General features: G+C 71.1%; 24 protein-coding genes. 11 read left to right on the plus strand and 13 right to left on the minus strand.

The genetic code is table 11. The features are described 5' to 3' along the window. The first annotated feature begins 224 nt into the window (after positions 1-224). Positions 225-1,742 carry a sialidase family protein gene (locus tag IF29_RS0119250; RefSeq protein ID WP_051725514.1) on the plus strand — a complete coding sequence of 506 codons (1,518 nt, stop codon included), beginning with the start codon at positions 225-227 and terminating at the stop codon, positions 1,740-1,742. 99 nt (positions 1,743-1,841) lie between these two features. On the opposite strand, the gene IF29_RS0119255 is transcribed toward IF29_RS0119250, so the two are convergent. Further along, positions 1,842-2,684, minus strand: coding sequence for a LysR family transcriptional regulator (locus IF29_RS0119255; protein ID WP_030256326.1), 843 nt, complete (start codon positions 2,682-2,684; stop codon positions 1,842-1,844). Positions 2,685-2,756: 72 nt separating this feature from the next. Here IF29_RS0119255 and IF29_RS0119260 point away from each other — a divergent pair, with 72 nt between their 5' ends. Continuing rightward, positions 2,757-4,025, plus strand: coding sequence for an MFS transporter (locus tag IF29_RS0119260; RefSeq protein WP_037595833.1), 1,269 nt, complete (start codon positions 2,757-2,759; stop codon positions 4,023-4,025). On the opposite strand, the gene IF29_RS0119265 is transcribed toward IF29_RS0119260, so the two are convergent. Both IF29_RS0119265 and IF29_RS0119270 read right to left on the minus strand, forming a co-directional pair. After that, positions 4,010-5,491: an MFS transporter gene (locus IF29_RS0119265; protein ID WP_051725515.1), complete on the minus strand. Its 1,482-nt coding sequence runs from the start codon at positions 5,489-5,491 to the stop codon at positions 4,010-4,012. The genes IF29_RS0119260 and IF29_RS0119265 overlap by 16 nt on opposite strands. Positions 5,492-5,499: 8 nt before the next feature. Continuing rightward, on the minus strand, positions 5,500-5,799 hold the full coding sequence (locus tag IF29_RS0119270) for a YciI family protein (RefSeq protein ID WP_030256334.1): 300 nt from the start codon (positions 5,797-5,799) through the stop codon (positions 5,500-5,502). Between the two features lie 186 nt (positions 5,800-5,985). Between IF29_RS0119270 and IF29_RS0119275 the strand changes: the two genes are divergently transcribed. Then, the gene (locus IF29_RS0119275; RefSeq protein ID WP_198037503.1) at positions 5,986-7,053 is read left to right on the plus strand and encodes an RNA polymerase subunit sigma-70; all 1,068 of its coding nucleotides are present in this window, start codon (positions 5,986-5,988) and stop codon (positions 7,051-7,053) included. A 29-nt stretch (positions 7,054-7,082) separates the two neighbouring features. On the opposite strand, the gene IF29_RS0119280 is transcribed toward IF29_RS0119275, so the two are convergent. Beyond that, the gene (locus IF29_RS0119280) at positions 7,083-7,901 is read right to left on the minus strand and encodes an ABC transporter permease (RefSeq protein ID WP_084714567.1); all 819 of its coding nucleotides are present in this window, start codon (positions 7,899-7,901) and stop codon (positions 7,083-7,085) included. Next, the gene (locus tag IF29_RS0119285) at positions 7,898-8,725 is read right to left on the minus strand and encodes an ABC transporter ATP-binding protein (protein ID WP_084714569.1); all 828 of its coding nucleotides are present in this window, start codon (positions 8,723-8,725) and stop codon (positions 7,898-7,900) included. Before IF29_RS0119285 ends, IF29_RS0119280 begins: the two co-directional genes overlap by 4 nt. Before the next feature lie 78 nt (positions 8,726-8,803). On the opposite strand from IF29_RS0119285, the gene IF29_RS0119290 reads away from it, so the two are divergent. Beyond that, positions 8,804-9,487: a TetR/AcrR family transcriptional regulator gene (locus tag IF29_RS0119290; protein WP_030256346.1), complete on the plus strand. Its 684-nt coding sequence runs from the start codon at positions 8,804-8,806 to the stop codon at positions 9,485-9,487. A gap of 5 nt (positions 9,488-9,492) precedes the next feature. On the opposite strand, the gene IF29_RS0119295 is transcribed toward IF29_RS0119290, so the two are convergent. From IF29_RS0119295 to IF29_RS0119325, 7 genes are all read right to left on the minus strand, one after another. Beyond that, complete coding sequence (locus IF29_RS0119295; RefSeq protein WP_030256347.1) at positions 9,493-10,284, minus strand: ABC transporter permease; 792 nt, start codon at positions 10,282-10,284, stop codon at positions 9,493-9,495. Beyond that, complete coding sequence (locus IF29_RS0119300) at positions 10,281-11,279, minus strand: ATP-binding cassette domain-containing protein (protein ID WP_232242208.1); 999 nt, start codon at positions 11,277-11,279, stop codon at positions 10,281-10,283. The genes IF29_RS0119295 and IF29_RS0119300 overlap by 4 nt, the downstream gene beginning before the upstream one ends. Beyond that, positions 11,276-11,974 (minus strand): DUF4097 family beta strand repeat-containing protein, encoded by a 699-nt coding sequence (locus tag IF29_RS0119305; protein ID WP_030256352.1) that lies wholly within the window; start codon positions 11,972-11,974, stop codon positions 11,276-11,278. The genes IF29_RS0119300 and IF29_RS0119305 overlap by 4 nt, the downstream gene beginning before the upstream one ends. An 87-nt stretch (positions 11,975-12,061) precedes the next feature. Beyond that, positions 12,062-12,955, minus strand: a complete 894-nt coding sequence (locus IF29_RS0119310) for a LysR family transcriptional regulator (RefSeq protein ID WP_030256354.1) — start codon at positions 12,953-12,955, stop codon at positions 12,062-12,064. A 106-nt stretch (positions 12,956-13,061) separates the two neighbouring features. Further along, the gene (locus tag IF29_RS46915; RefSeq protein WP_030256357.1) at positions 13,062-13,976 is read right to left on the minus strand and encodes a hypothetical protein; all 915 of its coding nucleotides are present in this window, start codon (positions 13,974-13,976) and stop codon (positions 13,062-13,064) included. 102 nt (positions 13,977-14,078) lie between these two features. Next, positions 14,079-14,525 (minus strand): hypothetical protein, encoded by a 447-nt coding sequence (locus tag IF29_RS0119320; RefSeq protein ID WP_030256358.1) that lies wholly within the window; start codon positions 14,523-14,525, stop codon positions 14,079-14,081. A gap of 113 nt (positions 14,526-14,638) precedes the next feature. Continuing rightward, positions 14,639-18,679: a CHAT domain-containing protein gene (locus IF29_RS0119325; RefSeq protein ID WP_030256361.1), complete on the minus strand. Its 4,041-nt coding sequence runs from the start codon at positions 18,677-18,679 to the stop codon at positions 14,639-14,641. Between the two features lie 68 nt (positions 18,680-18,747). Here IF29_RS0119325 and IF29_RS0119330 point away from each other — a divergent pair, with 68 nt between their 5' ends. The 3 genes from IF29_RS0119330 to IF29_RS0119340 all read left to right on the plus strand — a co-directional run bounded on the left by IF29_RS0119330 (position 18,748) and on the right by IF29_RS0119340 (position 21,508). Further along, positions 18,748-19,152 (plus strand): hypothetical protein, encoded by a 405-nt coding sequence (locus IF29_RS0119330; RefSeq protein ID WP_030256363.1) that lies wholly within the window; start codon positions 18,748-18,750, stop codon positions 19,150-19,152. Continuing rightward, complete coding sequence (locus IF29_RS0119335; RefSeq protein ID WP_051725516.1) at positions 19,149-20,069, plus strand: hypothetical protein; 921 nt, start codon at positions 19,149-19,151, stop codon at positions 20,067-20,069. Before IF29_RS0119330 ends, IF29_RS0119335 begins: the two co-directional genes overlap by 4 nt. Before the next feature lie 449 nt (positions 20,070-20,518). Next, positions 20,519-21,508, plus strand: a complete 990-nt coding sequence (locus IF29_RS0119340; protein WP_232242209.1) for an RlpA-like double-psi beta-barrel domain-containing protein — start codon at positions 20,519-20,521, stop codon at positions 21,506-21,508. Between the two features lie 14 nt (positions 21,509-21,522). Here the strand turns inward: IF29_RS0119340 and IF29_RS0119345 are convergent, their stop codons facing one another. Then, complete coding sequence (locus tag IF29_RS0119345; RefSeq protein WP_030256371.1) at positions 21,523-22,302, minus strand: AraC family transcriptional regulator; 780 nt, start codon at positions 22,300-22,302, stop codon at positions 21,523-21,525. Between the two features lie 98 nt (positions 22,303-22,400). Between IF29_RS0119345 and IF29_RS0119350 the strand changes: the two genes are divergently transcribed. The 4 genes from IF29_RS0119350 (at position 22,401) to IF29_RS0119365 (ending at position 26,648) form a co-directional block, all read left to right on the plus strand. Next, positions 22,401-23,216: a phytanoyl-CoA dioxygenase family protein gene (locus IF29_RS0119350; protein ID WP_030256374.1), complete on the plus strand. Its 816-nt coding sequence runs from the start codon at positions 22,401-22,403 to the stop codon at positions 23,214-23,216. Next, positions 23,213-23,530 carry a hypothetical protein gene (locus IF29_RS0119355; protein WP_232242210.1) on the plus strand — a complete coding sequence of 106 codons (318 nt, stop codon included), beginning with the start codon at positions 23,213-23,215 and terminating at the stop codon, positions 23,528-23,530. The genes IF29_RS0119350 and IF29_RS0119355 overlap by 4 nt, the downstream gene beginning before the upstream one ends. An 81-nt stretch (positions 23,531-23,611) precedes the next feature. Continuing rightward, positions 23,612-24,469, plus strand: coding sequence for a class I SAM-dependent methyltransferase (locus IF29_RS0119360; RefSeq protein ID WP_030256378.1), 858 nt, complete (start codon positions 23,612-23,614; stop codon positions 24,467-24,469). A 187-nt stretch (positions 24,470-24,656) separates the two neighbouring features. Beyond that, positions 24,657-26,648, plus strand: coding sequence for a tetratricopeptide repeat protein (locus IF29_RS0119365; RefSeq protein ID WP_051725518.1), 1,992 nt, complete (start codon positions 24,657-24,659; stop codon positions 26,646-26,648). The last annotated feature ends 30 nt before the right edge of the window (positions 26,649-26,678 follow it).

Here is a 26,678-nt window from a genome sequence, read left to right on the forward strand (position 1 = left end):
CCCCGGCTTCAGCCGCGGCAATTGAAGGCAGGTCAGCCAGGCCCATTGACATGAATCGCACAGCAGCGGGACAGTGGCGCAGTCCTCACGCACGTCTGCACGATGTTCGGTTCTGCCGGGCTTCGCCCGCCCACACGGCGGACGTGCAAGGGGCCTGCTCCGTGCCCTCCCTCCCGAAGCGGACCGTTCTTCGGACGTGCCCGCCTTCGGAAGGGGAACGGTTCATGTCCTTGGCATCATTACTCCTACGTCTGGCCAGACCCGGCCTGGTGACCGCGGCCCTGTCCGCGGCCGGGCTGCTCTTCACGGCGGGAACCGCCACCGCGGCTCCGGCACTGACCCAGCTGAGCACCGACCCCTACACCAACACCACCAGCCAGCACGCCACCGAGGTCGAGCCGGACACCTTCGCCTACGGCTCCACCATCGTCTCGGCCTTCCAGGTCGGCCGGTTCACCGACGGCGGCGGTTCCAACGTCGGCTTCGCCACCTCAACCGACAGCGGCGCCACCTGGACCAACGGGTTCCTGCCCGGGATCACCACCCAGGCCGGCGGCAGCTACGCCCGGGTCAGTGACGCCTCGGTGGCCTACGACGCCAAGCACAACGTCTGGCTGGTCTCCGCCATCCCGATCACCGCGTCGGTGACCGTGCCCGCCGTCTTCACCAGCCGCTCCACCGACGGCGGACACACCTGGGGCAACCCGGTGACCACCGCCACCGGCTCCAGCCTGGACAAGAACTGGATCGTCTGCGACAACACCGCCACCAGCGCCTTCTACGGCAACTGCTACACCGAGTACGACAACAACGGCAACGGCGACCGCATCCAGATGACCACCTCCTCCGACGGCGGTCTCACCTGGGGCGCCCCGAAGACCACCGCCAACAACGCCACCGGCCTGGGCGGCCAGCCCGTGGTGCAGCCCAACGGCACCGTGGTGGTCCCCATCGCCAGCGCCTCGGAGACCTCCATCCGGGCCTTCACCTCCACCAACGGCGGCAGCAGCTGGACCAGCGCCACCACGGTGACCACCGTCAGCACCTACACCGTGCACGGCTCCCTGCGCAGCGGACCGCTGCCCTCGGCCGAGATCGACGCGGCCGGCAAGGTCTACGTGGTCTGGCAGGACTGCCGCTTCCGCACCAGCGGCGGCGCCTGCACCTCCAACGACATCGTGATGTCGACCAGCACCAACGGCACCACCTGGTCCACCGTGGTCCGCATCCCCATCGACGCGACCACCAGCACCGTCGACCACTTCATCCCCGGCCTGGCCGTGGACCCGACCACCTCGGGCAGCACCGCGCACCTGGCGCTGGCCTACTACTACCACCCGGTCGCCAACTGCACCGCCGCCACCTGCCAGTTGGACGTCGGATACCTCTCCTCCACCAACGGCGGCAGCACCTGGAGCACGCCGACCCAGCTGGCCGGGCCGATGAGCCACTCCTGGCTGGCCAGCACCACCCAGGGGACCATGGTCGGCGACTACATCTCGACCTCCTTCTCCGCCGGAACCGCCCACCCGGTCTTCGCCGTGGCCACCGCCCCCACCGGATCGGTCTTCCACGAGGCGATGTACACCCCGGCCACCGGACTCAGCGCCGCGGCCGGCACCGCGGCGGCCGTACCCGCCACCACCCGGCAGAACCTGGCCTCGGCCCGACTGGCCGCGATCGCCTACGCCCAGTGGCTGGCGGCCGGCGGCACCTCAGGAGGCGGTGAGGACAGCCCCTGACCCCGCCTCGGTCCCGGGCAGGGGCCACAGCACCCGACACGGCCCCTGCCCGGACTGACGGGCTGTCACCACGCTGTTTGAGCGCACCCTCGATCCACCTCAGATGGTCCGTCGCAAGGCGGTCTCCACGGCGTCGACCAACAGGTCACCTTCACTGCGTGGATGCCGTGTGAGACCGAGTTCGAGGTCCGGCAGAGGCGGCAGGGCCGCCGGGTCGTGGCCGGCCATCGCCGGTTCCAGGTTCGCCGGCATGAGCGCCGCGACGCCCAGCCCGGCCCGCAGCGCAGCGAGCACACCGGCCAGGCTGTTGCTTTCGAACGCCACCCGCCAGCGACGGTCGGCACGTTCCAGCGACTCCAGCAACGACGTGCGCCAGAAGCACGGGTTCGAGAACAGCACCACCGGCAGCGGATCCGCCGTGACGTCCACGCCTTGGCCGATCGCCCACACCAGGGGGCGACGCACCGTCCAGCGCGGCGGCCCGGGAAGGTCCCCCACCGCGTCGAGCACGAGCTGGACGCGGCGCGCGTCGTAGGCCTGCCGCATCTCGGCGGTGGAGAGGCTGAGCACCTCCAGCGTCACATCGGGGTGCAGTCCGGCCAGGTCGGCGAACGCCTGCGGAAGCTGGTAGGCGGCCAGATCCTCCAGCAGCCCGATGCCGCAGTGGCCGGTGAGCGCGCGTCCGGCTTCGCTGAGCGCCTGTTCGGACAGTGACAGGATGCGTTCGGCGTACGGCAGGAGTTCCTCACCGGCCCTGGTCGGCAGGACCCCGGACGGCGATCGGTGCAGCAGGGGGCGGCCGACGGTGTTCTCGAGCTTGCGCAGCTGCTGGCTGAGCGCGGGTTGGGTGTGTCCCAGGGCTGTCGCGGCCCGGCTGATGCTGCCGACGCGCACGGCGGTGACGAACGACCTCAGGAGTGCGGTCTCAAGATCTCTCCCCATAAGCAGCCATTATGCCGTACCCAACAGAATAAGGGCTTCCTATGGCTGTGCGAGCGTTCTAGCGTCACAGAGGTGATCCGATATCGACAAGTACTCGCCGTGCCGGGGTTGGCGGCGCTGCTCGGCGTCTCACTCCTCGCCCGCGCCGCGCTCGCAGCCGACGTGATGACGCTGACGCTGTACGTCGTGCTGGGCCTGCACAGGAGCTACGCGGCAGCCGGGGCTGTCGCGGCGGCTCTGACCACGGGGCTGGCCCTGGGCGGGCCGCTGCTCGGCCGCATGATCGACAGGCGGGGCGCGCGCATCGTGCTGCTGTCCACCACTGCGGTACAGGCCGTGTTCTGGCTGAGTGTGCCGGTCCTGCCGTACCCGGTTCTCCTGGGCGCCGCCTTCGCAGCGGGGCTGCTGATGGTGCCGGCCCAACTGGTGACCAGGCAGGCGATCTCCGCGACGACGACCGCGGGCCAGCGCCGGGCCGCGTTCGCGCTTGAATCGGTACAGGGCGAGCTGTCGTACGTGCTCGGCCCGCCGATCGTGATCCTCTGCGCAGCGGCGACGTCCCCCGGCGCGATGGTGTGGGGCGCCGGCGCCGCGATCGCGCTGGGCGGAGCGGGCATCGCCCTGCTCAACCCACCGCTGCGGGCCGAGGGCGAGGCAGAAGCCGGCCCGACCGTCCGCCCCCGCCGCCGGGAGTGGCTGGGCCCGCACATGATCGCCGTCCTGGTGATGGCGTTCGGCACCACGGTGCTGCTCAGCGGTACCGAGCTGGCCGTCGTCGCCACCCTCAGAGCAGCCGGCCAGGTGTCCTGGGCCGGCCTGGTCGTGGCGGTCTACGGGGTGTCCTCGGTCGTCGGCGGGCTCGTGTACGGCACGCTGTCCCGTCCGCTGCCCACCTGGCTGCTGCTCGCAGGGCTCGGGCTGGCGACCGTTCCCGCCGCACTCGCCCACAGCTGGCCCGGGCTGTGCGTGGCCGGCATCGGCGCCGGACTGCTCACCGCGCCGACGCTGTCCACGGTGGCCGACGCGGTGAGCGGGCTCGCACCCGCCGCTGTCCGGGGCGAGGCGACCGGCCTGCAGTCCTCGGCATTGAGCGCCGGCTTCGCCGTCGGTTCCCCGGTGGTCGGGGCAGCGATCGACCTGTCCGCGCCGGCCAGCGGCTTCGCGGCGGCCGGGTTGGCCGGTCTGGCCACCGCGCTGACGGGATACCTGCTCTCGCGCCGCTCCAACGCGGGCCGGCGCCCGTCGGACGCAGTCGGCGCGGTTGGCAGCGAACCCGGGACGGCGCTGGACGCCGTCCCGGGTTCGCCTAGTAGTGCCGTGTCGTGTCATGCGGGGTCGTAGGAGGGTTCCAGATCCGGTCGGGTCTCCGCCGCGGCGGCGGGTTCGCCGCGGGTGTTGGCGGCGCGCAGGGCGATGGCTGCGGCCGCCAGCAGGCACAGGGCGCTGACGAGCAGGGCCCGTTGGAACCCGGAGGTGAGCGCCTCCGGGGCTGGGATGTGAGCGGCCAGCAGGTGGTTGGTGCGGCTGGTCGCGATCCCGGTGAACACCGCCAGGCCCAGCGCCGACCCCAGTTGGAAGGAGGCGGTGATCAGCGCCGCCGCCAGTCCGGCCTGGTCCTCCGGTACGCCCGCGTTCGCGGCCGTCTGCACACCGGCGTACAGCAGCCCCAGCCCGACCCCCATGACCACCAGCGGGGCCAGCAGGTTACCGAGATAGCTACCGTCCACCGGGATGCGGGACAGCCACACGATGCCACCGGCGGCCAGCAGCGCACCGGAGACGATGATCGGACGGGTACCGGTCCGGACGAACATCTTCGTCGCCAGCGTCGAGCCGAACCCGATGCCGACGCTCACCGGCAGGTACGAGAGCCCGGCCTGCAGCTGGGAGTAGCCCAGGACGTTCTGCATGTACAGCGTGACGAAGAAGAACATCGAGTAGAACCCGGCCCAGGCGATCACCTGGGTGGCATCGGCCGCGGCCAGGCCCTTGATCCGGAAGATCGACAACGGCACCAGCGGCCGGGCCCGCCGCTGCTCGTTGACCAGGAACGCGGCCATCAGCACCGCCGAGCCGACCAGCCCGCCGACGGTGCGTCCCGCGCCCCAGCCCTGGTCCGGCGCCTTCACCAGGGTGAAGATCAGCAGCAGCATGCCGGCGGTGACCAGCACCGCACCGAAGGCGTCGAACCCGCCCGGCGCGGACCGGCCGTGATCGGCCGTCAGCATCCGGAACGCCCCGATCAGGACCAGCGCGGCCATCGGGAGGTTCACGAAGAACACCCACCGCCAGCCGAAGTCCTGGGTGAGCAGCCCGCCGAAGAACAACCCGACCGCCGAGGCCAGCCCGCTGATCCCGGCCCACACGCCCAGTGCCTTGTGCCGGTCGGAGCCCTGGAAGGTGGTGGTCAGGATGGCCAGTGCGGCCGGGGACATCAACGCCGCCCCGAAGCCCTGCGCGAGCCTCGCGCCGACCAGCAGTCCCTGACTGTCCGCCAACCCGCAGGCCAGCGAGGAGGCCGCGAACAGTGCGGTCCCGGCGACCAGCAGCCGCCGTCGCCCCAACAGGTCCCCGGCCCGCCCTCCCAGCAGCAGGAACCCGCCGTAGCTGATCAGATACCCGCTGACCACCCACTGCAGGTTCGGCACCGAGAACCCCAGCTGCGTGCGGATGGTCGGCAGCGCGACGTTCACGATCGAGCCGTCCATGACGTCCAGGAACGTCACCGCGCACAGCAGCGCCAGGGTGACCCGGCCGCGTCCGGTCGCCAGGAACGACCCCTGCGGCGGCGGAGTCGATGCGGTCATAGCGTCGCTCACGATCCGGCGGCTTCCATCACCGGGCCGACCTCGACCCCGCCGCCGACCCTCAGCGCCGGGCAGTCCTTGGCCAGCGCCAGGGCGGAGTCCATGTCCTCGGCGGACACCACCGAGTAGCCGACCATCCGGGACCGGCTGCCGCCGACCTCGCCGAGCGAGGCGTAGTCGGTCACCGCGTTGCCGACGTCCACCAGGGCCGGGCCCAGGGTGCCGAACCAGGCCCGCCATTCGGCCGGCGTCCCGGCGTCGGGCGCGTAGTCGGCGGGCACACGGAAGGAGAAGACGTACTTGGTCATGATCTGTGGTCCTGTCCTGTCTCCGGGGCGCGTCCCGGACCGGGAGCGCCTCCAATCGGGTAGACGTCACCGCCGGCCCGAAACTGGGCGACGCGACACCGACCAATTCGCGGGCCCGGCGGCGTCGGTACCGGTAGACGAGCCGAACGCGCCCTGCGGAGAGAAGAAAGGCGAGGATGCATGCCGATGGAGACCGACACGACGGACCTGATCGCTCAAGCCCGGGCCGGCGACCACAACGCGTTCCGCGACCTGGTCCAGGGCCACTCCCACGAACTGCAGGTGCACTGCTACCGCATCCTGGGATCCCTGCAGGACGCCGAGGACGCACTCCAGGAGACGCTCGTGTCCGCCTGGCGTAACCTCGGCGAGTTCGGCCAGCGGTCCTCGCTGCGGACCTGGCTGTACCAGATCGCGACCAACCGGTGCCTGAGCATGTTGCGCGCCGACAGCCGGCGCCCCCGTACCGCTCCCCCGCCGCCCGAGGCCACCCTGCCCGAACCCACCGGCGCCGGTGACGCCCCGCCCTGGCTGGAGCCCTACCCGGACGTCCTGCTCGACCACCTCGTCGACCAGCGCCCGGGGCCGGAGGCCCGTTACGAGACCTCCGAGGCCATCTCCCTGGCCTTCATCACCGCCCTGCAACTGCTGCCCCCGCGCCAACGCGCGGTGCTCGTGCTGCGCGACGTCCTGGACTACCGCGCCGCCGAAGTCGCCCGGATGCTCGACACCACTCAGGAGGCCGTGAGCAGCGCCCTCAAGCGCGCCCGCGCCACCGTCGACAACCACCTCGCCGGCTCCGGCAGTCCCGACGGCGCCGGCAGCAGCGGCTCCGGTACCGGCAGTCGCAGGCCGGCACCCCAACCCGACTCCGCAGCCGAGCACCGGCTCGTCGCCCGGTTCACCGACGCCCTGGAGCGCGCCGATCTGGACGCCATGATCGAGCTGCTCGTCACCGACGTAAGGCTCTCCATGCCCCCGGCCATGCTGGAGTACCGCGGCATCGAATCGGCCCAGCACGTCCTCGCCGCCGCTGCCTTCCGCCCCGGCCGCAGCTACCGCGTGGTACCCACCCGCGCCAACGGCCAGCCCGCCTTCGGCCTGTACCTGGCCGACCCCCACGCCGATGTCCACCGCGCCTACTGCTTCCTGGTCATCACCACCACCGGCGACCGCATCGCGGCCATCACCAGCTTCAGCACCGACGTCATGACACGCTTCGGGCTGCCCCGGACGCTTCCCGAATCGGACTGACGGTATCCCTGGCCCTCGCTGACGGGCGGTCAGGCACCCGCTCTGCGGAAGACCCGGGTGCCGACCGTCAGTGAGCAGGCGGCGAGGGCCAGGGCGACGGCGACGCCTTCGAGGACGGCGCCGGTGGCGTAGTGGCCGAGGTAGGCGTCGCGCATGCCGTCGACGAGGTAGCGGAACGGCACCAGGTGCGAGATCGCGTTCAGCCAGCCCGGCGCCAGGGTCATCGGCAGCATCAGGCCCGAGAGCAGCATGGACGGCATGGTGAAGGCGTTGACCAGCGGCCCGTACTCCTGCGGGCGGTCCACGTTGAGGGCCACCGCGTAGGAGAGTGAGGCCAGCGAGACCGTCAGCAGTCCGACGAAGGCGAAGCCGATCAGGATGCCCGGGAGGGGTGCGCGAAGGCCCATGGCCAGGGCGGCCAGCACGAGCAGCACGCCCTGCGCGACGAAGAGGCAGGCGTCCCGCAGGACGCGGCCGAGCAGCAGGGCGAGGCGGCTGACGGGGGTGCACCGCATGCGTTCGACGATGCCGTGGTTCTTCTCGATGATGATCGAGAATCCGGCGAACGCCGACCCGAACAGGCTGAGTTGCAGCAGCAGGCCGGGGACCAGCACCTGCCAGGAGCTGCCCGCCGATCCGAGGCGCACATGGGTCAGCAGCGGGCCGAAGAAGACCAGGTAGAGCAGTGGCTGGAGGATGCCGAAGGCCATCTGGTAGCGGGAGCGCAGCGTCTGGCGGGCGTAGCGGCCGAAGATCAGGGCGGTGTCGGCCGCCGGCGCGGACCACCGGCGGGGGCTCGACGGCCCGAGGGGGTCGAGCGGGGTGAGGGGGGCGGTCGCGGCGGTCATGCGTGGCTCCTGGTCCGTCGGCGGGCGGAGCCGGCGGTGGGGTCGTCGCCCGTAGTGCCGGTGGTTCCGGTGGTGAGGTCGTGGCCGGTGATGGCCAGGAAGGCGTCCTGGAGAGTGGCGTCGGCGGAGCCGGCGTAGCGGGTCTTCAGCTCGGCCGGGGTGCCCTCGGCGCTGATGAGGCCGTGGTCGACCACCACGATGCGGTCGGCGAGCGCGTCGGCCTCGTCGAGGTAGTGGGTGGTGAGGAAGACGGTGGTGCCGTGCTCGTCGCGCAGACGGCGGACCAGCTGCCACAGGTCAGCGCGGCTGCGCGGGTCGAGTCCGGTGGTGGGCTCGTCCAGGAACAGCAGGGGCGGGCGGTGGGTGAGTGCCATGGCGATGTCCAGGCGGCGGCGCTGGCCGCCGGAGAGGGCTCCGGTGGGGCGGTGCGCGAGTGCGGTCAGGTCGAGGTCGTGCAGCAGTTCCTCGGCCCGGGTCGCCGCCTGTGCCTTGCTCAGCCGGTAGAGCCGGGCCTGGGTGACCAGTTCCTCGAGGACCGAGATGTGCGGGTCCACCCCGCTGGACTGGGCGACGTAGCCGATGCGGCGGCGGACGCCCGCGGTGTCGGCGGCCAGGTCGCAGCCGGCGACGCGGGCGGTGCCGCCGGTGGGCGGGAGCAGTGTGGTGAGCATCCGCAGGGTGGTGGTCTTGCCCGCGCCGTTGGGGCCGAGGAAGCCGAGGATCTCGCCTTCGGGCACGGTCAGGTCGATCCCGCGGACCGCGTGCACGGGCCCGCGTCTGCTCTGGAAGGTCCGGGTCAGGCCGGTGGTCTCGATGAGTTTCACATGCCCAGGAAAACAGGGGCACTTAAATTTTGCAACCATGTCAATCTTTGAGACCCACCAGAAAGCTATGCTGGGGGCATGGCGGAAGAGGGTCTCAGGGAGCGCAAGAAGCGGCAGGCCAGGCAGCACATCGCGGAGACGGCCGCCGGCCTCTTCCTGGAGCGCGGCTTCGACGCGGTGACCATGGCCGAGATCGCCGCGGCGGCCGACGTCTCGGTCAACACCGTGTACAACTACTTCCCGGCCAAGGAGGACCTCTTCCTCGAACGCACCCGCCGCTCCACCACCCGGCTCTCGCGCATGGTGCGCGAGCGCGGGGTGGGTGAGCCGGCAGCGGAGGCCGTACTGCGCGGGCTCGGTGCGGCGGTGAACGCGGGCGCACCCGAACTGGGGCTGGTCGGCGGCTACGGCCGGTTCGCCAGGGTCGTGGACGCCTCCCCGACCCTCAAGGCCGCCCTGGCCCACCTGCGCCGGGAGTCCGTCGCCGATTTGGAAGCCACCCTGCGCGCCGAGCAGGAGACGGCCCCGGACGCCGCCACCACGGACGACCCGGCCCGGGCCGCCCGCCTGCCCGGCCTGGTCGCCGGCCAGCTCGACTGGGTGCACTCCACCCTGCTGGAGTCCATCAGCCGCGACATGGTCGCCGGCCACCCACCCGCGCATGTCGCCAGGGACGCAGCCGACCTGCTGGTCCAGATGCGCGGGCTGCTGAGCGACGCCGTCCTCGGCTACGCCCCGCGCACCGAACCCGACTCAGCCTGACCGCGTCAGCGTCCGTCGCGGTTGAACGCGGACGTGGACCAGGCGTAGCCGAGGAGTGTCAGGCCCAGGCACCAGCCCACTGCCAGCCAGCCGTTGTCCCCGATCCGGCCGCCGAGCAGCAGCCCGCGCAGCGTCTCGATGGCGGGTGTGAACGGCTGGTACTGCGCGAAGGGCTGGAACCAGCCGGGCATGGAGTGCACCGGGGTGAAGGCACTGGACAGCAGCGGCAGCAGGATCAGCGGCATCGCGGTGTTGCCGGCCGCCTCGGCGTTCGGGCTGACCAGGCCCATGCCCACCGCGATCCAGGTGAACGCCAGGGCGACCAGGGCCACCAGCCCGAAGGCCGCCAGCCAGTCCAGGGCGCCCGCCCCGACGCTGCGGAAGCCCACGGCCACGGCGACCGCGCCGACCAGCACCACACTGGCGACCGACTGCAGCACGCTGCCCGCCACATGCCCGATCAGTACCGAGGGCCGGTGGATCGCCATGGTGCGGAACCGGGCGATGATGCCCTCGTTCATGTCGGTGGCCACCGAGACCGCGGTCCCGATCACGGTGCTGCCGATGGTCATCAGCAGCAGGCCCGGCACGATGTAGGCGAGGTAGACGGACCGGTCCGGGACACCGCCGTGGATGCCGGCGCTCATGGTGTCGCCGAGGACGAAGACGAAGAGCAGCAGCAGCATGACCGGTGTCAGCAGCAGGTTCAGCGTCAGCGACGGGTAGCGGCGGGCGTGCAGCAGGTTGCGGCGCAGCATCGTCGTGGAGTCGCGCACGGCCAGGTCGATCGCGCTCATGTCAGGGCCTCCTCGGGCTGGGTGGCCGCATTGGACCGGGTCGGGGCGGCCTGGGGAGCGCCGCCGGTCAGGGCGAAGAACACGTCGTCCAGGTCGGGGGTGTGCACGGTCAGCTCGTGCGCCTCGACGCCGGCGGCGTCCAGCCGGTCCAGCACCTCGCGCAACCGGCGCTGACTGCCGTCGGCGGGGACCTGCAGCGTCAGCGCCTCCTCGTCCCCGGCTGCGCCGTCGAGCGCGTCCGCGGCCACCCGGTAGCCGACGGGGTCGGTGAAACGGAGCCGGACGTGGCCGCCGGGGACCAGGCGCTTGAGCTCCTCGGCGGTGCCCTCGGCGACGATCCGTCCGCCGTTGAGCACCGCGATCCGGTCGGCGAGCTCGTCGGCCTCCTCCAGGTACTGGGTGGTCAGGAAGACGGTGACGCCGTCGGCGACCAGTTCCCTGACGATCTGCCACATGTCGTGGCGCGAGCGGGGGTCCAGACCGGTGGTGGGCTCGTCCAGGAAGATCACCCGTGGGCTGCCGACCAGGGTCATCGCGATGTCCAGGCGGCGCTTCATGCCGCCCGAGTAGGTCGAGGCCGGCCTTCCGGCGGCCTCGGTCAGGTCGAAGCGTTCCAGCAGCCGCGCCGCCGTCCGCCGCCCCTCGGCCTTGGGCAGGTGGTGCAGGTCGGCCATCAGCAGCATGTTCTCCGTTCCGGTGATCAGCCCGTCCACCGCGGAGAACTGGCCGGTGACGCCGATCGCGGCGCGCGCCGCCTGCGGGTCGGTCGCCAGGTCGTGGCCGCCGACGACGACCTGGCCGCTGCCCGGGTCCGGGGCCACCAGGGTGGAGAGGATCTTCACGGCGGTGGTCTTGCCCGCGCCGTTCGGGCCCAGCAGGGCGAAGACCGTCCCGCTCGGCACGGTCAGGTCGACGCCGTCCAGAACGGTCTGGTCGCCGTAGGACTTGCGCAGCTCGCGTGCCGCGATGGCGATGCCGTTCGTCGGGGGGTTCACGAGAGGGAGTCCTCCAGGTCCAGGCTGCGGGCGGTGATGTCGCCGTGCAGGGTGGTCGCGTGGATGGTGAGGGCGGCGACGCCGTCGAAGCGCAGCGCGTTGTCGATCCGGCCCAGGGTGGTGCCGGCGTTCATGGTCGCCGAGACGCCGGGGGCGGCGTTCACCGCGATCGAGCCGGACTGGGTGCGCAGCACCAGCGCCCCGGCAGCGGCCTCGCCGATGCGGATGTCGCCCTCGCCGGTGCTGATGTGGGCGTCGCCGCCCAGGCGTCCGACCGTGACGTCACCGGCGGCGCTGGTGACGCGCAGGGTGGCGCACGCGTCGAGCTCGATCGTGCCGAGCGCTCCGTCGAAGGCGACGAAGTCCAGCTGTCCGGTGCTGTGCAGCTCGGCGCTGGCGGCCTTCGCCTCGACACCGGAACCGGTCGGCAACTGGACCGTGACCACCACCGATCCGGTGGGGCCCAGCAGTTGGTTCTTCTTCTCCTTCGGGCCCTGGATCCGCAGGACGCCTTCGGCGAACTCCACGGTGGTCCGCTCGGCCGCCTTCACATCACGGGGCTCGGCGGCGTCGGCGGGCAGGACGGCGACGAGTGTCTGGGCCAGGTCGGCGGCGGTCAGCCGGAGCTGTCCGGCCGGTATGTCGAGGTGCACGGAGACGGGGGCGGGGGTGGTGAAACGCAGAGGTTTGCTCATGTCTCCCAGCGTCGTCGCAGCTCAGTGCCCGAACAATGACGAGATCCGCAAGGCGTGTTAACCCCGATGTTCATGATCGCCGGTCGGTCAGCCCGGGAGTTCCAGGGTCCCGACGTCACGGACGGTCGCCGCCAGGGCGCGGATCAGGTCGTTCTCCGCCTCGGTGCGCCACACCAGCGCGAAGGACAGCGGCGAGAAGTCCGGAAGCACCAGCCAGCGGACGTTGGGCAGCACCCAGTGCCGGGTGACGTGCGTCGGCCAGATCTGAACGATCTCCCCCATCGTCACCAGATCCACCATCTCGTAGGTGTGGGCCACCGGCCGCACCCGCTCCAAGGCCCGTCCCCCGGGGGTGGTGAACGGAAAGTAGGAGTCCTCCCAGTAGTCCAGCTGCAGCGGCGCGGAGATGTGCGGGAAGTCCGCGAGCTCCTCGACGCCTACCGAGGTGCGCCCGGCCAACGGATGGTCGTCGGCCACCGCCAGCAGCCGGGGATCGGTGAGCAGCGTCGGACCGACCGTCAGATCCGGCTCCTCCACCGGCAGCCAGGCGACGAAGACGTCGGCCTCGCCGTTGCGCAGCTTGCTGAACGGGTCCTCCAGACCCGCCAGCCCCACACTCAGCCGACACTGCGGATTACGGGCCCGGAAGGTCTTCCAGTAGACGTGCAGATCCACGAAGTTGACCGGCATCATCTGCACCCTCAGCTGCCCGGTGACACCGCGCGCGGCCATCCGGGCCCGCTCGATCGACCCGCGCACCCCGGCGTAGGCCGACCCCAGCTCCGCCCGCAGCTGCTCCCCGATGGCGGTCAGCCGCACGGTGCGGCTGCTGCGCTCGAACAGCGGGGCGCCGATGAACCGCTCCTGCGCCTTGATGGCCTGACTGACCCGGGCCGGCGAGACGAACAGCCGCTCCGCCGTCCGCCCGAAGTGCAGCTCCTCAGCCAGCGTCAGGAAAATCTCGATGTCGCGCAGTTCCACCGCTACCCCCGTGTCGATGCCGGGGCCCACTCTCGCCGATCATGCGGGCCGAGTCCAGACCCGGAGGGTGCCCACACCGTGGCTGCGACCCGGCCCGCCGTGCGGGTCAGCTCACGTGCACGGTGATCGCGGCGGTGTGCAGCGTTCCCGCGGTCTGGAACTGCAGGAACAGCCGCCAGTTGCCCGACTCGGCCAGTTCGGCGTGGAAGGACAGGGTCGGGCCGCCGTGGGCACCGGTCACCGCGGTGGTGGGGTGCAGGTGCGCGAACGCACCGTCGCCCTGGTGGAAGGCGGTCAGGTGGGCGTAGGTGTCCAGATAGGGCTCCAGGTCGGTGACGGGCTTGCCGTCGCTGGTGATGGTGACGGTCAACGGGTGGGCCATGCCGGCCATCAACTCACCGGTCAGGGTGACGGTGTAGCCGTCGACAGTGGTGCTGGTGGACGCCGCCGGCAGCGCGGTGTCCACGGGCCTGCCGGGGACGGTGACCGTGCGGCTGAGGACGAAGTCGGTGCCCCGGCCCGAGCCGGAGTCGGGGGTGAAGGTGGCGAACAGCCGCCAGGTGCCGGCGGTGAGGGCGGCCAGCGGCGCGGTCCAGGTCCCGTCGGCGGCCATGGTCGGGTGGACGTGCTGGAACCCGGTCAGATCGGAGCGGATCGCGTAGAAGTGCAGCTTCTTGGTCTGGTCGACGGCGAAGCCGGTGACCGGCTTGCCGTCCGGGCCGGTGATCGTGAACCGGTAGTCGGACGCCTGGCCTGCGGGCAGCGTGGCGGAGGCGGAGGCGAGGGTGTAGCCGCCGCTGGTCGCGGCCAGGCCGTCGCCCGACGCCATGGCGCCCATGCCGTCCATGCCGCCCATGGAGGGCATGGCACTGGTGGTCGTCATCCCCGGCATGCCGGGCATGGCCGAGCCGTCCCCGGAGCTGGAGCCGCACGCGGCCAGAGTCACGGCCAGGGCGGACGCGGCCAGGGCCGCGACAGCGGTTCGCCGACGGGAGGAGGAGGGCAGGAAGGAAGAAGACATGGATGTGGTGGTCTCTCAGGTGGGCGCCGGAACGCGGCGCGGGGAACAGGACAGGACCAGCCCCGGCACCCCTCGCGTCGGGCGAGGGGGCCGGTGGTCCGGTCAGGTCCGGGCGATGCACACCTGGAGGAGGAGTTGCCGACCGCCGGTCGGTGGCGGCCCTCTGCGCCGCGCGGATCGCATACCGCCGAGCCGGCCGGTCCCGACCAGCAGGCTCAGCGCGACCAGGACCGCGAGTGCCATCAGCGGCGCGGCCGGAAGCGTGAGGTGATCGCGGGTCAGGGTGGACACGCAACTGGTGCCCTGCGAACCCGTGGTAACGCCGGTCGGCCGCTGGACCTGCGCGGCAGGCTTGCCGGCCATCGGCGCGGTGGCGGCCATGGGTGCGGTGGCAGCCATGGGATGGGTGCTGGGCAGGGTCAGCGACATCGCGTCGTGGCAGTCGCCCATCGCGGTGGTGGGGGCGCCGTGCATCAGGAACATGCCGACCAGGACCACGAGCACGGCGAGCAGCCGGGCATGGCCCGTGTCCCTGCGCGTGCCGTCCACCGCTGCTGCTTCCTGCCCTCGCCCCGATACCGCTCTGATTGCCCGTCGACCGTAGCAGGCACCGATCAGGCGCCATCGACCTGATGGCCGGATGACGGGTCGGCAGCGCAGCGTCAGGGGCCGATATGGAGGTAGGGAGCCCAGATCGCCGGGGGTAGGCCATCGTCGCGCAGCAGCAGTACCGCGTCGTGCAGCAGTCGGGCCGTACCGGACGCGTCACCGGACCTGGCCAGGCCGGCGTAGACGCTCCTGGTCACGATCGGCGCCGGGGCGTCGTAGAGGGGCCAGAGGGTTGCCACGACCTGACGGAAACCTGCCGTCTGGAGCGCAGACGCGAGGTGGATCGACTCGTCCGCCAGCGTGGCCCCGGAGTTGGCGGTCTGGCATGCCGAGAGGAAGGCCAGTTCGGCGTTGGACAGGTGCAGGCCGGTGACGTCGAGGACGCTCAGGGGCCGGTCGTACAGCAGCAGCGAGCCGGCCGAGGGGTCCGCCGGGTCCTGGACTCCGTGGCAGGCGAAGTGGACCCAGCGGCTCGGGCCCAGCTCCGCGCACACCCTGCTGTAGGTCGCGTCCGGCCCGGACAGGATCCGACAACGGTCGCCGAGGCGTTCGGTGATCGCGTCGATCTCCGGCTGAACGATCAGCCTGGGAGCGCCCACCACGTCCGGGACCGCGATGATCAGCACGTCTGCGTCCCCGCCCGGCAGCTGCGGCGCTGCACGGGCGTTGAGCAGGGCGCGCAAGGTCGGCGTGTAGGAGGACACCACGCTGTCCATGGTGCACCGACCGGTCTGCGGGTCGGTGGCGGCGTGCAGCGGCAGTGTGGCCAGGTAGCCGGTCGGGCACCACCAGATCCGCTCGGTCGTGCCGATCTCCCGCAGCACCGGAGCGACGATGTTCTCCCAGGTCCAGCCCAGCACGCTGGCGATCACCCGAGGCGCGACGATCACCTCGGCGGGGCGTCGGGGGGCCAGCACCGACGGGGCGTAGAGCGCGTTCAGTTGAGTGACGAGTCCCTGGTCAGTCAGCCCGGGCAGCGGAACCACCCTGACTCCACTACTGGTGATGATCAGGGCGTCACACCGGTCCTCGCTGACGTTGAGCAGCACGACGGGCCCCTCGGTGGCGGCACGCGCGAGCGAGGCGAAAGGCGGCGGACGCAGGAAGTCGGCGAATCCGGGCAGGACCCGAGCCTGCTCCAGCGCACGGTCCCACTCGCGCGCCAGGTGGGTGCGGTCGGTTCTGAGGGGTTCGGCGCCGGTGTGCAGGTCGTTGCCGCGGTGCTGGTCGAGTGCCGCGCGCAGCTCGGCGAGCCTTACGGCGAGCGCCGGGGCAGCGAGGCTCAGCTCGGTCAGGTCGCTACGGGTGTCCAGGAGTTGGGCCCAGAGCAGGGCTCGTCCCTGTTCCAGCAGTTCGACGGCGAGCTCCGGCTGGTCGGCGCCGAGCGCGGCCGCGGCGGCGATGCTCGGCAGGCCGCTGAGCGCGGAGAGCGCGCGTTCCTGGTCGGATCGTGGGACGCCCTGCCAGGCGATCAGCGGGAGCAGCTCGATGGCCAGTCGCCAGCCCGGTAGCCCGTCGGCGTGGGTCCCTGATCCGGCGGCGAGCACAGCCCACAGCCGGGCGGCTTCGATCCGCACGCTGACCGGGGAGACGCCGACCTGGGCTGCGGAGCGTGCCAGGTCCAGGGAAGCGGCGAGGTCGGCCGGCGAGCCGGAGTTCCGGGAGCGGTTGAGCAGGGCCTGGCTCAGGCTCAGCATGCGGGCCGCTCGTTCGGGCTCCCCCGGTCGGGTTGCCTGCTCCGCCGAGCGCAAGGCGGTGACCGCCTGGTCGAGGTCGTCGGCGGCACCCCCGTTCACGGCGCGGAGGTTCAGCGTCATCCCCAGCGTGGCCTGGTATCGAGCGGTCCGGACGTCGCCGGACGGCAGGGCCGCCACGGCAGTTCTCACCGCTGTGACAGCGTCGTCCAGGTCGGACTGCTCGGCCGACACGGCGAACCTGCTAGACAGGGCGATGGACAGATTGATCAGCGCGCTGGGTCGGTCCGCACTGTTCGCCGTTCGGCCGGCGGTGCTGAGGACAGCGACGGCCTCGTCGATGTCGGTCCGGTGGTCGAGGACCTCGAACCGGGTTCGCAGGGAGTTGCCGAGATGGAGCCGCGCCTGCGTGGCGTCCCGGCCGGCCGGTGTGGCCGAGCGCAGCGCGCGCCGACTGGCTTCGATGGACTCGTCGAGTTCGGCGGCGGCGCTGTTCTGGGTGAACCTCCGGTGCAGGACCGAGGCCAGGTTGTTCAGGACCCCGGGGTAGTCGATGCTGTCCTCGTCGAGCGAGGAGACCGCCGCACGCATCAGCGCGAGGCTGTCATCGAGGTCCCGGGTGTCGCCCCGTAGTTCGAACCGGTCTCCCAGGGCGGTGGACAGCGAGGACCGGGCGAGGGTGGCTGCGTGGGTGTCGGGGCTGACCCGGGCATGCGCCTCGCTGAACGCGTCGATCGCACGGTCCAGGTCGGCGGGGTCGCCACCCGTCCGGAACCGGTGCTGTAGCACCGATCCCAGGTTCATGCAGTGCCTGGCCCGATCCGCGTACGCAGCCGGCGTTGCCGCGACGGCGGCGTGGGAGGCGTCGAGCGCCAGCTCCAGATCCTGGCGGTCGCCGTGCTGCAGGAACCGCAGCCACAGCGCCTGTCCCAGATTTCCCAGCCAGTCCGGACGGTCCGGGCGTCCCGCCGGTGTCGCCGCCACGGCGGCCCGGCCCAGGTCGACGGCGCGGTCGAGGTCCGCGTCGGCGCCGTCCAGACGGAAGCGGTAAGTGTAGGCGGCGCCCAGCAGCGACAGATGGCGGGGCTGCACCGGAACCGACTCCTCGGGACCGGGCACCGCTTCGAGGACTGCGATCGCCTCGTCGAGCGCTGACCGGTGCCCGCCGGCCTGGTGGTCGACGAGCAGCGAGAACCCCAGAACCACCTCGCACTCGGCGCGGGTCACGGGGTTGTCCGCAGCCGGGGCAAGAGCGCTGCGGGCGACGGCAATGCTCTCCTTCACCGCCGCGCTGTCGCCCGCCAGTTCGTACCTCTGCTGAAGACAGGTGGCCAGGAGCAGCATCGCGGTGCCGCGCAGGTCATGCTCCGTGTCGTCGATCGCGGCGACGAGTTCACGGGCGACCGAGAGGGCCTTGCCGTTGTCGTCGGGAGACTGCTGCGATCCGGCTCGGATGTGGAGCGCGGACCCGAGGCAGTAGAGACCGGCGATCCGTGCCCGGTCGCCGGCCGGCCTGGTGACGACCATCAACCTGGCCAGGGCGACCGCGAGGTCCGGATGGCTCTGTGTGTCCACCGCATCGAACTCGGCGGAGAGGGAGTTGCCCAGCCGGACCATCCTGTGCGCGCCGGGGTGGTCCGGTCCGAGCTCCGAGATGCTCTCGACCAGGGCCACGGCCAGGTCCGTCCGGGCCTGCGGGGTGATTGCCTGCCGTGCGAGTTCCACCAACGCCCCGATGCGGACCCCGAGAAGCTGCACCCGTCGTTCATCGCCGGTCGGAACGAGATCCAGCGCCTCGCCCAGCACCGCCACCGCGGACCGGATCTCGGCGCTGTTGCCCGTGGCGGCGCCGTCCCGCGACATCGCCAGGCCCAGAACGCCGAGGGAGCCGGCCAGCAGCGGATGGTCCTCGGGCACCAGGCTTGCGCTGATCACCGCAGCGGCGAGGGCCCGCGCCAGCACATCGGGATCCGCATCCTCGTCCTCGTCCTCGTCCTCGTCCTCGTCCTCGAGCCAGAGCCCGGCGATCGAGAAGTAGAGCCGGGCCCACGTCAGCGCGGCCTCGCCGGCCGGTCGCTGTTCGTCCTCGTCTCCGGCGACCACGGCGTCGACCGTGTCCAGCGCGGTGCCCAGCATGTCGGGCCGCAGTTCGTCAGCCTGAGCCTCGTGAAGCCGCTGGCTGAGGGCGAGCGCCTGCCGCAGTTCCCCGAGGTCGTCTCCGGCCAGGTAGCGGTACCAGTGCGCAGCCGCCAGCAGCCCCATGGTCCCCGCTGCTCCGGCGCCGGTGAGGGCGACCTGCTCGATCTCGGCTGTCGCCTCGGCGGAGAGGACGTCCCCGGACCCGCTCGCCTCGAAGGACTCGATCCGGGCCCGCAGCCTTGACGACCAGTCAACCCCCATGGCAGCTCCCGCGCTAGGCGATTCACGATACTGCTGGACCGCCTGATGCCGCGGTGGTAACCAGGAGTGTGAACCCAGACGAGTTCGACATCCTGTGGGATCCGCGCAGCGCCGACACGGAGCGCGGCGACCGCCCGGTGCTGGACCTGCCGCCCGAGTCGGACGCCGTCGACGCGGCCGACGCGCTGGAGGCGTTCTTCGTGGACGACACCGAGGCGACGACCGTCGAGGTGACCGTCGCGGACGCCGTCCTGGGTACCTCCAGTCGGGACCACCTGCTGGCGATCGGCTCCCCGGGGCTGCGGACCCTGGGCGATGCCGACGGGGCGACCCTGCCCGGTGAGTCGCTGCGCTACCGGATCCTCCGCTTCGAGTGCGACACCTGCCACGCCGTCATCCGCCGCATCCATGTGGACCGGCGTTCGATGCCGCAGTGCCCCAACGGCCACGACCGCATGCGTCTGGTCCCGTGAGCTTCGGCGCGCTGGCCAGGCCGGCGATCGACGGCAGCCGGTTCTTCCTCGTCGACTACCTGCCGACCTTCGCGGCCGGTCTGCTCCTCACCGTCCTGGTCTGGGCGGGCGCCCCGGGTCCGCACCTCGACTTCGACAGGGCCTGGCACACCGCTGCTGACCTGGGCATCGGTGAACTGACACTCGCCGCCACCGCGCTGCTCCTCGCCGCGATGCTCGGCCGCCCACTGCAACTCGCGGTCGTGCGTCTGCTGGAAGGACGCTGGCCCGGTGTGCTGCGCCCGCTCAGACGGCTGTCGTGTTCGCGGCAGCAGAAGCTCCGCAGGAGCCTTGCCGCAGCGGCCGCACTGCCGGACGCCAACGTGGACATCTCACCGGCCCGAACGCAGGCCATCGGAGCGGCCGGCGCACGCCTGCGTCGCCGGTTCCCGCAGGAAGGTCTCGAACTCCCCACCGCGCTGGGCAACGCGCTCGCAGCGATGGAGGCCACCGCGGGCGACGCCTACGGATATGACGCGGTGACAGCCTGGCCCCGGCTGTACCCGGTGCTCGGCGACCGGATGCGCGCCATCGTCGACGACCAGCGCAACAGCCTGGACGCCGCAGCCAGGCTGTCGGCCACCATGGCAGCGACCGCGCTGGCCGCAGCCGCGCTCCTGGCCAGGTCGCACTGGTGGCTGCTGCTCGCCGCCGTCCCCCTGGTGATCTCGCGCGTCGCCTATCTCGGAGCCGTCCAGGCGGCACTCGCCTACGGCCGCGCGGTGGAATCCGCGTTCGACCTCCACCGCTTCGACCTCCTCACTGCACTCCACCTGCCCCTGCCCGCGGACTCCGCAGCGGAGCGACGAACTGCTGCACAGCTCAGTGACGCCTGGCTGCAGGGCGTCGAGTTCGATACCCAGTACCGACACGGTTAGGACCGGTACTGGGTCGTTATCAACGGATGATCAGGAGTTGTCCGCGCAGCCCACCATGAGCGGTGCGCTCAGTCTTTTGGCCGGCGCCAGAGAGTGGGCCCCGTCACGACCCCCGCACAGCAAAGCCCGAACACTCCGAAAGCGGCATGCCAGCCGCCGGCCACGAAGCCCGCGATACAGCTGAGGATCGCGAAGCCGACCGCGAGCCATGCGAAGAGTTCTGTAAGGCGAGGGTTGTCCGGGATTCGGCTCGGGGCCATCGGGATGCCTGTCGTGGGAGTGGTCGGGCCTGGAAGTCCTGCCGCGACCTATTGTGGGGTTGCCGGATCCGCCGCAGGGCCGGAACGGTCTACGCAGCCCGGCAGGTCACGATCGGGCAACGGGCGGCAACCTTTCGTCGTCCTCTCGGCCACTACATGGAAGAACGGACTACGGCGAGAGGATCAGGCGTGACTGCGACCCATCGGAGCACGGAACACCGCGGGCGCCACCGAGGATGGCTGCTGGGTTCGGTGGCCGTGGCGGCGTTGGCCGCCCTCGGTGTGATCGCGAGCGTGGCCCTGGGTTCGACGCCGCAACGGAATGTGGCGACCGGGACCGCTGTGGTGAGTACCAGCGCGGGCCCGAGTACGCCTGCCGCCTCCGCTGGCGCCGCGTCCACCCGTGCAGCCGCAACGACGACGGCGTCGAGCACGGCACGCGCCTCCGCCGGTGCGAAGCCGAGGGCGTCCACCCCAGCGACTCCGGCAGCCCCCTCGGCCCGATCGACCCCGTCGGCCGACAACTCCTCGCAGGGCTCGTCCTCCGCCACGGCCGCGCAGGCCGGACGGATCCGGCCCAGCGTCACCTACCAGGGAGTCGCCACCGAGTACGCCGCCGCCGACGGCAACGGCGCGTGCCTGTTCGGCCCGTCCGCCACCATGATGATCGCGGCGATGAACTACACCGACTACGAGAACTCCAAGGCCTGCGGGGACCACATCCTCGTCCGCGCGTCCAACGGCGCCACCATCACCGTACTGATCACCAACGAATGCCCACTGCCCTGTGCCCCGGGCCAACTCGACCTCAGCCAGCAGGCCTTCGCCAAGCTCGCCGCCCCCTCGGCCGGACGCATCTCCATCACCTGGCACCTGGTCAGTCCCAGCGACAGCGGCACCATCTCGTTCCGGTACAAGACGGGATCGAGCCAGTGGTGGTGCGGCATCCAGGTCATCGGCGAACGCAACCCCGTCGCCGAACTGGACGTCCGCACCGCAAGCGGCGGATGGACGGCGTTGACACGTATGAGCTACAACTACTTCCTCTCCCCCAACGGCACCGGCTGCGGCGGCGAGATCAGAGTCAGCGACATCTACGGACAGCAGCTGACCGCGTCCGGCATCTCGATCCGACCGGACGCCGTACAAGCGACCCAGCTGCAGTTCACACAGCACTAGGGTTGGCGCCAGAGTCAGTTCAGGTCCTTGCGGATGCCGCGTGGGGAGGCACCGAGTTCGCGGCGGCAGGCCTTGTTGAACGCCTGGAGATCGGGGATGCCGACCGAGGCCGCAATGGCGGGGATGGACAGCGTGGTGGCCTGCAGGAAGTGGCGGGCCCGCTCCATCCGTCGGGCACGGAGGTAGCCGACCACGGTCTCCCCGGTGGCGGCGCGGAAGAGCCTGGTCAGGTGGTTGTGGGAGACGCCCACCGACTTGGCGATCTCCGCCACGCCCAGCGGCTCGGACAGCCGGGACTCGATCATCGCCAGGGCGGCCACGACCGCCGGATGGCCCGTTGCGGAGCCGACCGCCGGGCGCGGCGGAGCCAGGTGGGCCACCCGCCACAGCGCGGCCCACACCTCGGCCGTCGCCCTGCCCGGCTCGTGCGGCCAGGACGCCAGGGCCCGGCGCAACTGCGCGGTGAGTGGGGCGAGTTCGGTCCCGGCGTCCTGGATCACCGGGATGCTGAGCGGCGAGCCGGCTGAGCCGAGGCGTAGATGCACATAGAGGTGCTCGGAGCGGCCCCGATAGCGGTAGCGCACCGTGGTACCGGGCGGAACCAGGCTCACCCGGCCGGGGCGGATCGCATGCGCGGTGTCGTCCACGGACAGGTCGGCCTCGTAGCCGTAGAGATGGAACTGCCACAGGTGCGGCAGCGAGAACACGTCCACCCGACTGGCGGCGCCGTGCACACCGATGCCGACCGCAGCGACGCCGGGAGGCTCGTCGAGGTGGGCCACGGCGCTGTCCATGCCCGAGTTCTACCACGCCGGTCAGGGTGAAAACCGACCAGTGGACGGGGAACCCGGCCCACTCGCAGAGCCGGCCGGTGGCTCTAGCGTCTGTCGTCATGGACAACGAACGGAACCTGCTCGACTCGGTCCGGATGGCCCGTTTCGTGGCCCACGGTTCGCTGCGGCTGGACGCGGTGGTGCCTGCGGACATGAACGACGAGGCACTGTCGGTGCTGGCGGACGGGGTGCCGCCGGTGCGCTACGGGACGCCGCTGTCGAAGGCGTACGCCCCGGACTCCTTCACCGCCAGGCTGCTCGCAGTTCCGCAGGTCACAGGCGCGCTGCACAGTCTGGTCGGCCCCGAGCCGCTGGTGGACCACCACGCCGTCCACGTGCGCGAACCCCACGGCGGGGACGCGCAGGCGTTGCACGCGGACGCCATCATCGACGTCCGGCCGGACGCCTTCGACGTGCAACTGATGTACTACCCGCAGACGGTGACGCTGGAGATGGGCGGCACCCTGAGCGTCCCCGGCAGCCATCTGCGCCGGATCAACGAGTCGGACACCGGCCGCTACCAGAACCTGCGCGGCCAGGACCGACTGGTCTGCCCGGCCGGCACCGTGGTGTTCGTGCACCACGGCATCTGGCACGGCGGTCGCCGCAACGACAGCGACACCACCCGCTACATGTTCAAGATCCGTTTCAATCCGACGGTCCGCCAGCAGCGCCTGTGGGACACCTCGGACCTGCACGACCCGCGGGTGCGGTCCGAACTGGACGTCGTGTTCCCCTGGTACGAGCAGGCCACCGGGCGCCTGGAGCGGTACAACCGCACCCTGTTGTGGCGGGCGCTGACCGGGGATCCCGACTTCGACCTCGACCACTGGGTGACCAGGGTCTCCAACCGCCCCCAGGAGGCGACGGCATGACGGCTGATTCGCTCACCACGCCCCTCACTCCCGTGCTGCGCCAGCAGGTGCTCGTGCTGTACCTGCTCAACTCCGCGCTGGACTCGTACGTGGTCGGCTGGTCGCAGTACGACGGCACCGGCCGCACCTCACCGACCACGGGAGACAGCGCGGAGCCGCCCTACGAGACCGGGCTCGACGCGCTCAAGGACGGCTGGCGGCTGATCCAGGCCGCCCAGCTCGTCCCGCCGCACCCGGGCCACGAGTACGACGTCTCCTTCCTCAAGCACGAGTTCTTCTTCGAGAAGATCCTGCAGGTCCGAACCGATCGGTGAACTCAGCCGAAGACCCGCTGCGTGGCCGACGGCGTGCGTCGTCGGCCACGCAGCGGGTCGCACTCGGGTAGTAATGTCCGCATGACGCAGACAGATCGTGACCCGACCGTCCCGGAGATGCTGGCGGCCAACGAGCGGAACTGGGACGCCCGTACACCCGTGCACGCGGCCAGCGACTTCTACGGACTGGACGGCTCCCGCTCGGGTGCCGACTGGTTCGCGCCGTTCGAGTGGGAGGACCTCGGCGACCTGCACGGGCGCACGGTGCTGCATCTGCAGTGCCACCTGGGCACCGAGACGCGCGCTCTCGCCGAGCACGGTGCCGGGCACACGGTGGGGCTCGACTTCTCCCGGGAGTCCGTCACCCGGGCCCGGCAGTTGGCAGCCGGGGCGGGACCGAGCCTGGAGTTCGTCCAGGCCGACGTGCACGACGCCGTCGCCGCGCTCGGCGGGCGACGCTTCGACGTCGTCTACACCGGCAAGGGCGCACTGTGCTACCTGCCCGACCTGCCCCGGTGGGCGCAGATCGTGCACGCGCTGCTGCGGCCGGGCGGGATGCTCTACCTGGTGGAGTTCCACCCGCTGCTCAACTCGCTCGGCCCCACTCCCCAGCCGGACGAGGAAGCGGGCCACCTGCGGCTGCGCCGGGACTACCTGGGCGGCAGAGGACCACTGCGCATCGACAACGCCCGCACCTACACCGACGGACCGCCGCTGGCAGGGGCCACGGTGAGCTACGAGTGGCGCCATGGCATCGGCGATGTCGTCGAAGCCGTGGCAGGTGCTGGCCTGCGGCTGGACGTACTGCGCGAAACGGACCTGCTGCCGTGGCCCCGCTTCCCGTCCATGGTGCCCGGCGACGGCGGCTGGTGGCGGCTGCCCGAACACGAGCCGAAGGTACCGCTGATGTTCGCACTACGAGCGGTCCGCCCGGCCTGACGCCGAGCGCACCACACAGATGCCTCGGACCGGCGGATCACAACGCTGACACGACGGGCCGTCAGGCGGCACGCGCGGACCACGCACCCCGACTGACGGTCCGCGTGCTGTGGGCGCTACCTTCTGCTGATCACGTTCCACCTGCTCGAGGCGGAGCCGAAAGTCCCTTGGGGGATATGTCGTGGCAATGGAGCAGCAGCCCGGTCCCGAAGCCGGCGACCTGCACAGTGGGCATGCAGAGTGCGGTCCGACGGGTCCCGAGCGACTGGAGGCCGAGGGCGAGGTCGCCGTGGCGCGATTGGTGATGGACGGCGGAGATCTGCGGCATGCCGCCAGTCACCTCGGGTTCGCCGTAGCGGTGGACCCCGTACTGCCCGAGGCGCACGAGGCGCTGACGGAACTCGCGGTGCGGGCGGGCGGCGCCGAGGCTGCAGTGGAGTTGTTCCCGATGGATCCCCCCTATACAGGCGCAGTAGCGTGCCGCTCCCACCTGTACGCGGCGTGCGGTCGATGGGCGGATGCGCTCGGCCTTCTGGCGTCGGTGATGCGAGTCGAGCCCTCGCTGCCATGGGCTCAGGTCGCCTGGATGGCGCGGCCCGACCTGGTCGAGCTGATCGACGCCGAGGTGGGATACCAGGCCGTCGCCCGCTACGTCGGCGGCGGCCTCCCCGATCCGATGCCCCCTCAGTTGCAGGAGGCTGCCCGTCCCTTCTACGCCCTGGTACAGGTGCTGGTCGAGCGCAACCCACAGGAGGCGAAGCTGCAGGCGATAGCCTCGGGTCTCGCCCGCCGGTACCAGGACCACGAGCGGGCGGTCGCCTGGGCCCAGAAGGCAGTGCGGATCGACCCCGGGCACATGAGCCGACTGATGCTGGGGTACGCGCTGCGTGCTGCGGGGCGACCACGCGAGGCGCTTGCGGTTTGGGAGGAGCAGTTGCGGGCCGACTCCTCCGACGACTACCTGCATGTGGATGTCGCCGAGACGTACGCAGACCTGGGCGAGCCCGAGGCGGGACTGCCTTGGCTCGAACGCGTCCTGGAGAGCAATCCAGATCATCCAAAGGCCGCGCCCACGCACCGTGCTCTGCGCTTCCGTATCGACGCTGATCCCGCTCATCTGCTCGCCCTGGCCGACCACGCACGTGTGCACCCCGATCACACGCACGCCTCGACCATCCTCGCCCGACTGAGCCGGAACCAGGCATGGTTGAGCGGCGTTCCCTCCGCCACTGAAGCGGTCGTGAACATACTGCACCAGTTCTTGGCCGACCCCGCGAACGACGCGACCCACACCATTCAGATCGCCTCCTCGATGGTGGAGCCCCCAAGCTCAGTCCTCGCCTTCCTCACGGCCTTCCCCAAGTCGACGGTGATGGTCAAGGAGACCGGTGACCCCGACCCCAGACTTCCCCAGTACCAGGACGGCACCGAGATCTGGGCCTACGACGGACTACGGGCACGACCTGCGCTCGCACCGCCCCGCCCCGAAACCACCGAACTGGTACGACGCGTCGCCGAGATCTCCTGGCCCTCCCTACCCGCCGCCTACGACCATGCGGCCGCACTCGTTGCACTGCCACTGGAAGACCTCCTGGGCATCCTTGCCCACCCGCCCGTACCCCGCGACGACCAGCAAGGCGCCCTGCTGCGAGGCAAGGCACCCGACCTGTGGATACGAGCCGTCCAGAGCTTCGCGTGCCTGGGTATCGCGCACCATCGAACCGAGCAGCCCTGGACCGAATCCGACCGCAGGCGGGTGCTCGTCGACCTGCTGTTCGGTGCAGAGGACTGGGTGAACGAAGCAGCCGGATTCGCGCTGGTCACGGCTGCATGGATGGACCCCGACATCCGCCCCGAGGTCGGCCACATGGTGGTGGACCGGTTCCTGAGCTGCGCCAAGGCGTATCAGACGCGCGAGGTCACCATCCTCGGGTCGCTGAGCCGACTGGTGCTGCTCTGCCCCTGGCTGGACCGGAAGTTCACCGGCTTGGCGAACGACATGCTCAAGGCGATCGAACGCAACGACGCGCAGGTCCCCGAAGACAAGGCCGAACGGGAGCAGGAGATGGTCGAGATGGCCAAGTCCGCTGCCCCCGGAGCAATAGCGGACTCGACACCGACGAAGGGGCAGGCGCCGGCGTCATCGCGACGCTGGCCTTTCGGACGCCGGCGCCGTTGACCGGATCGGCCGTGCAATCCGCGGCACTCC

The sequence above is a fragment of the Streptacidiphilus jeojiense genome (assembly GCF_000719095.1).
GTDB lineage: Bacteria > Actinomycetota > Actinomycetes > Streptomycetales > Streptomycetaceae > Streptacidiphilus > Streptacidiphilus jeojiensis.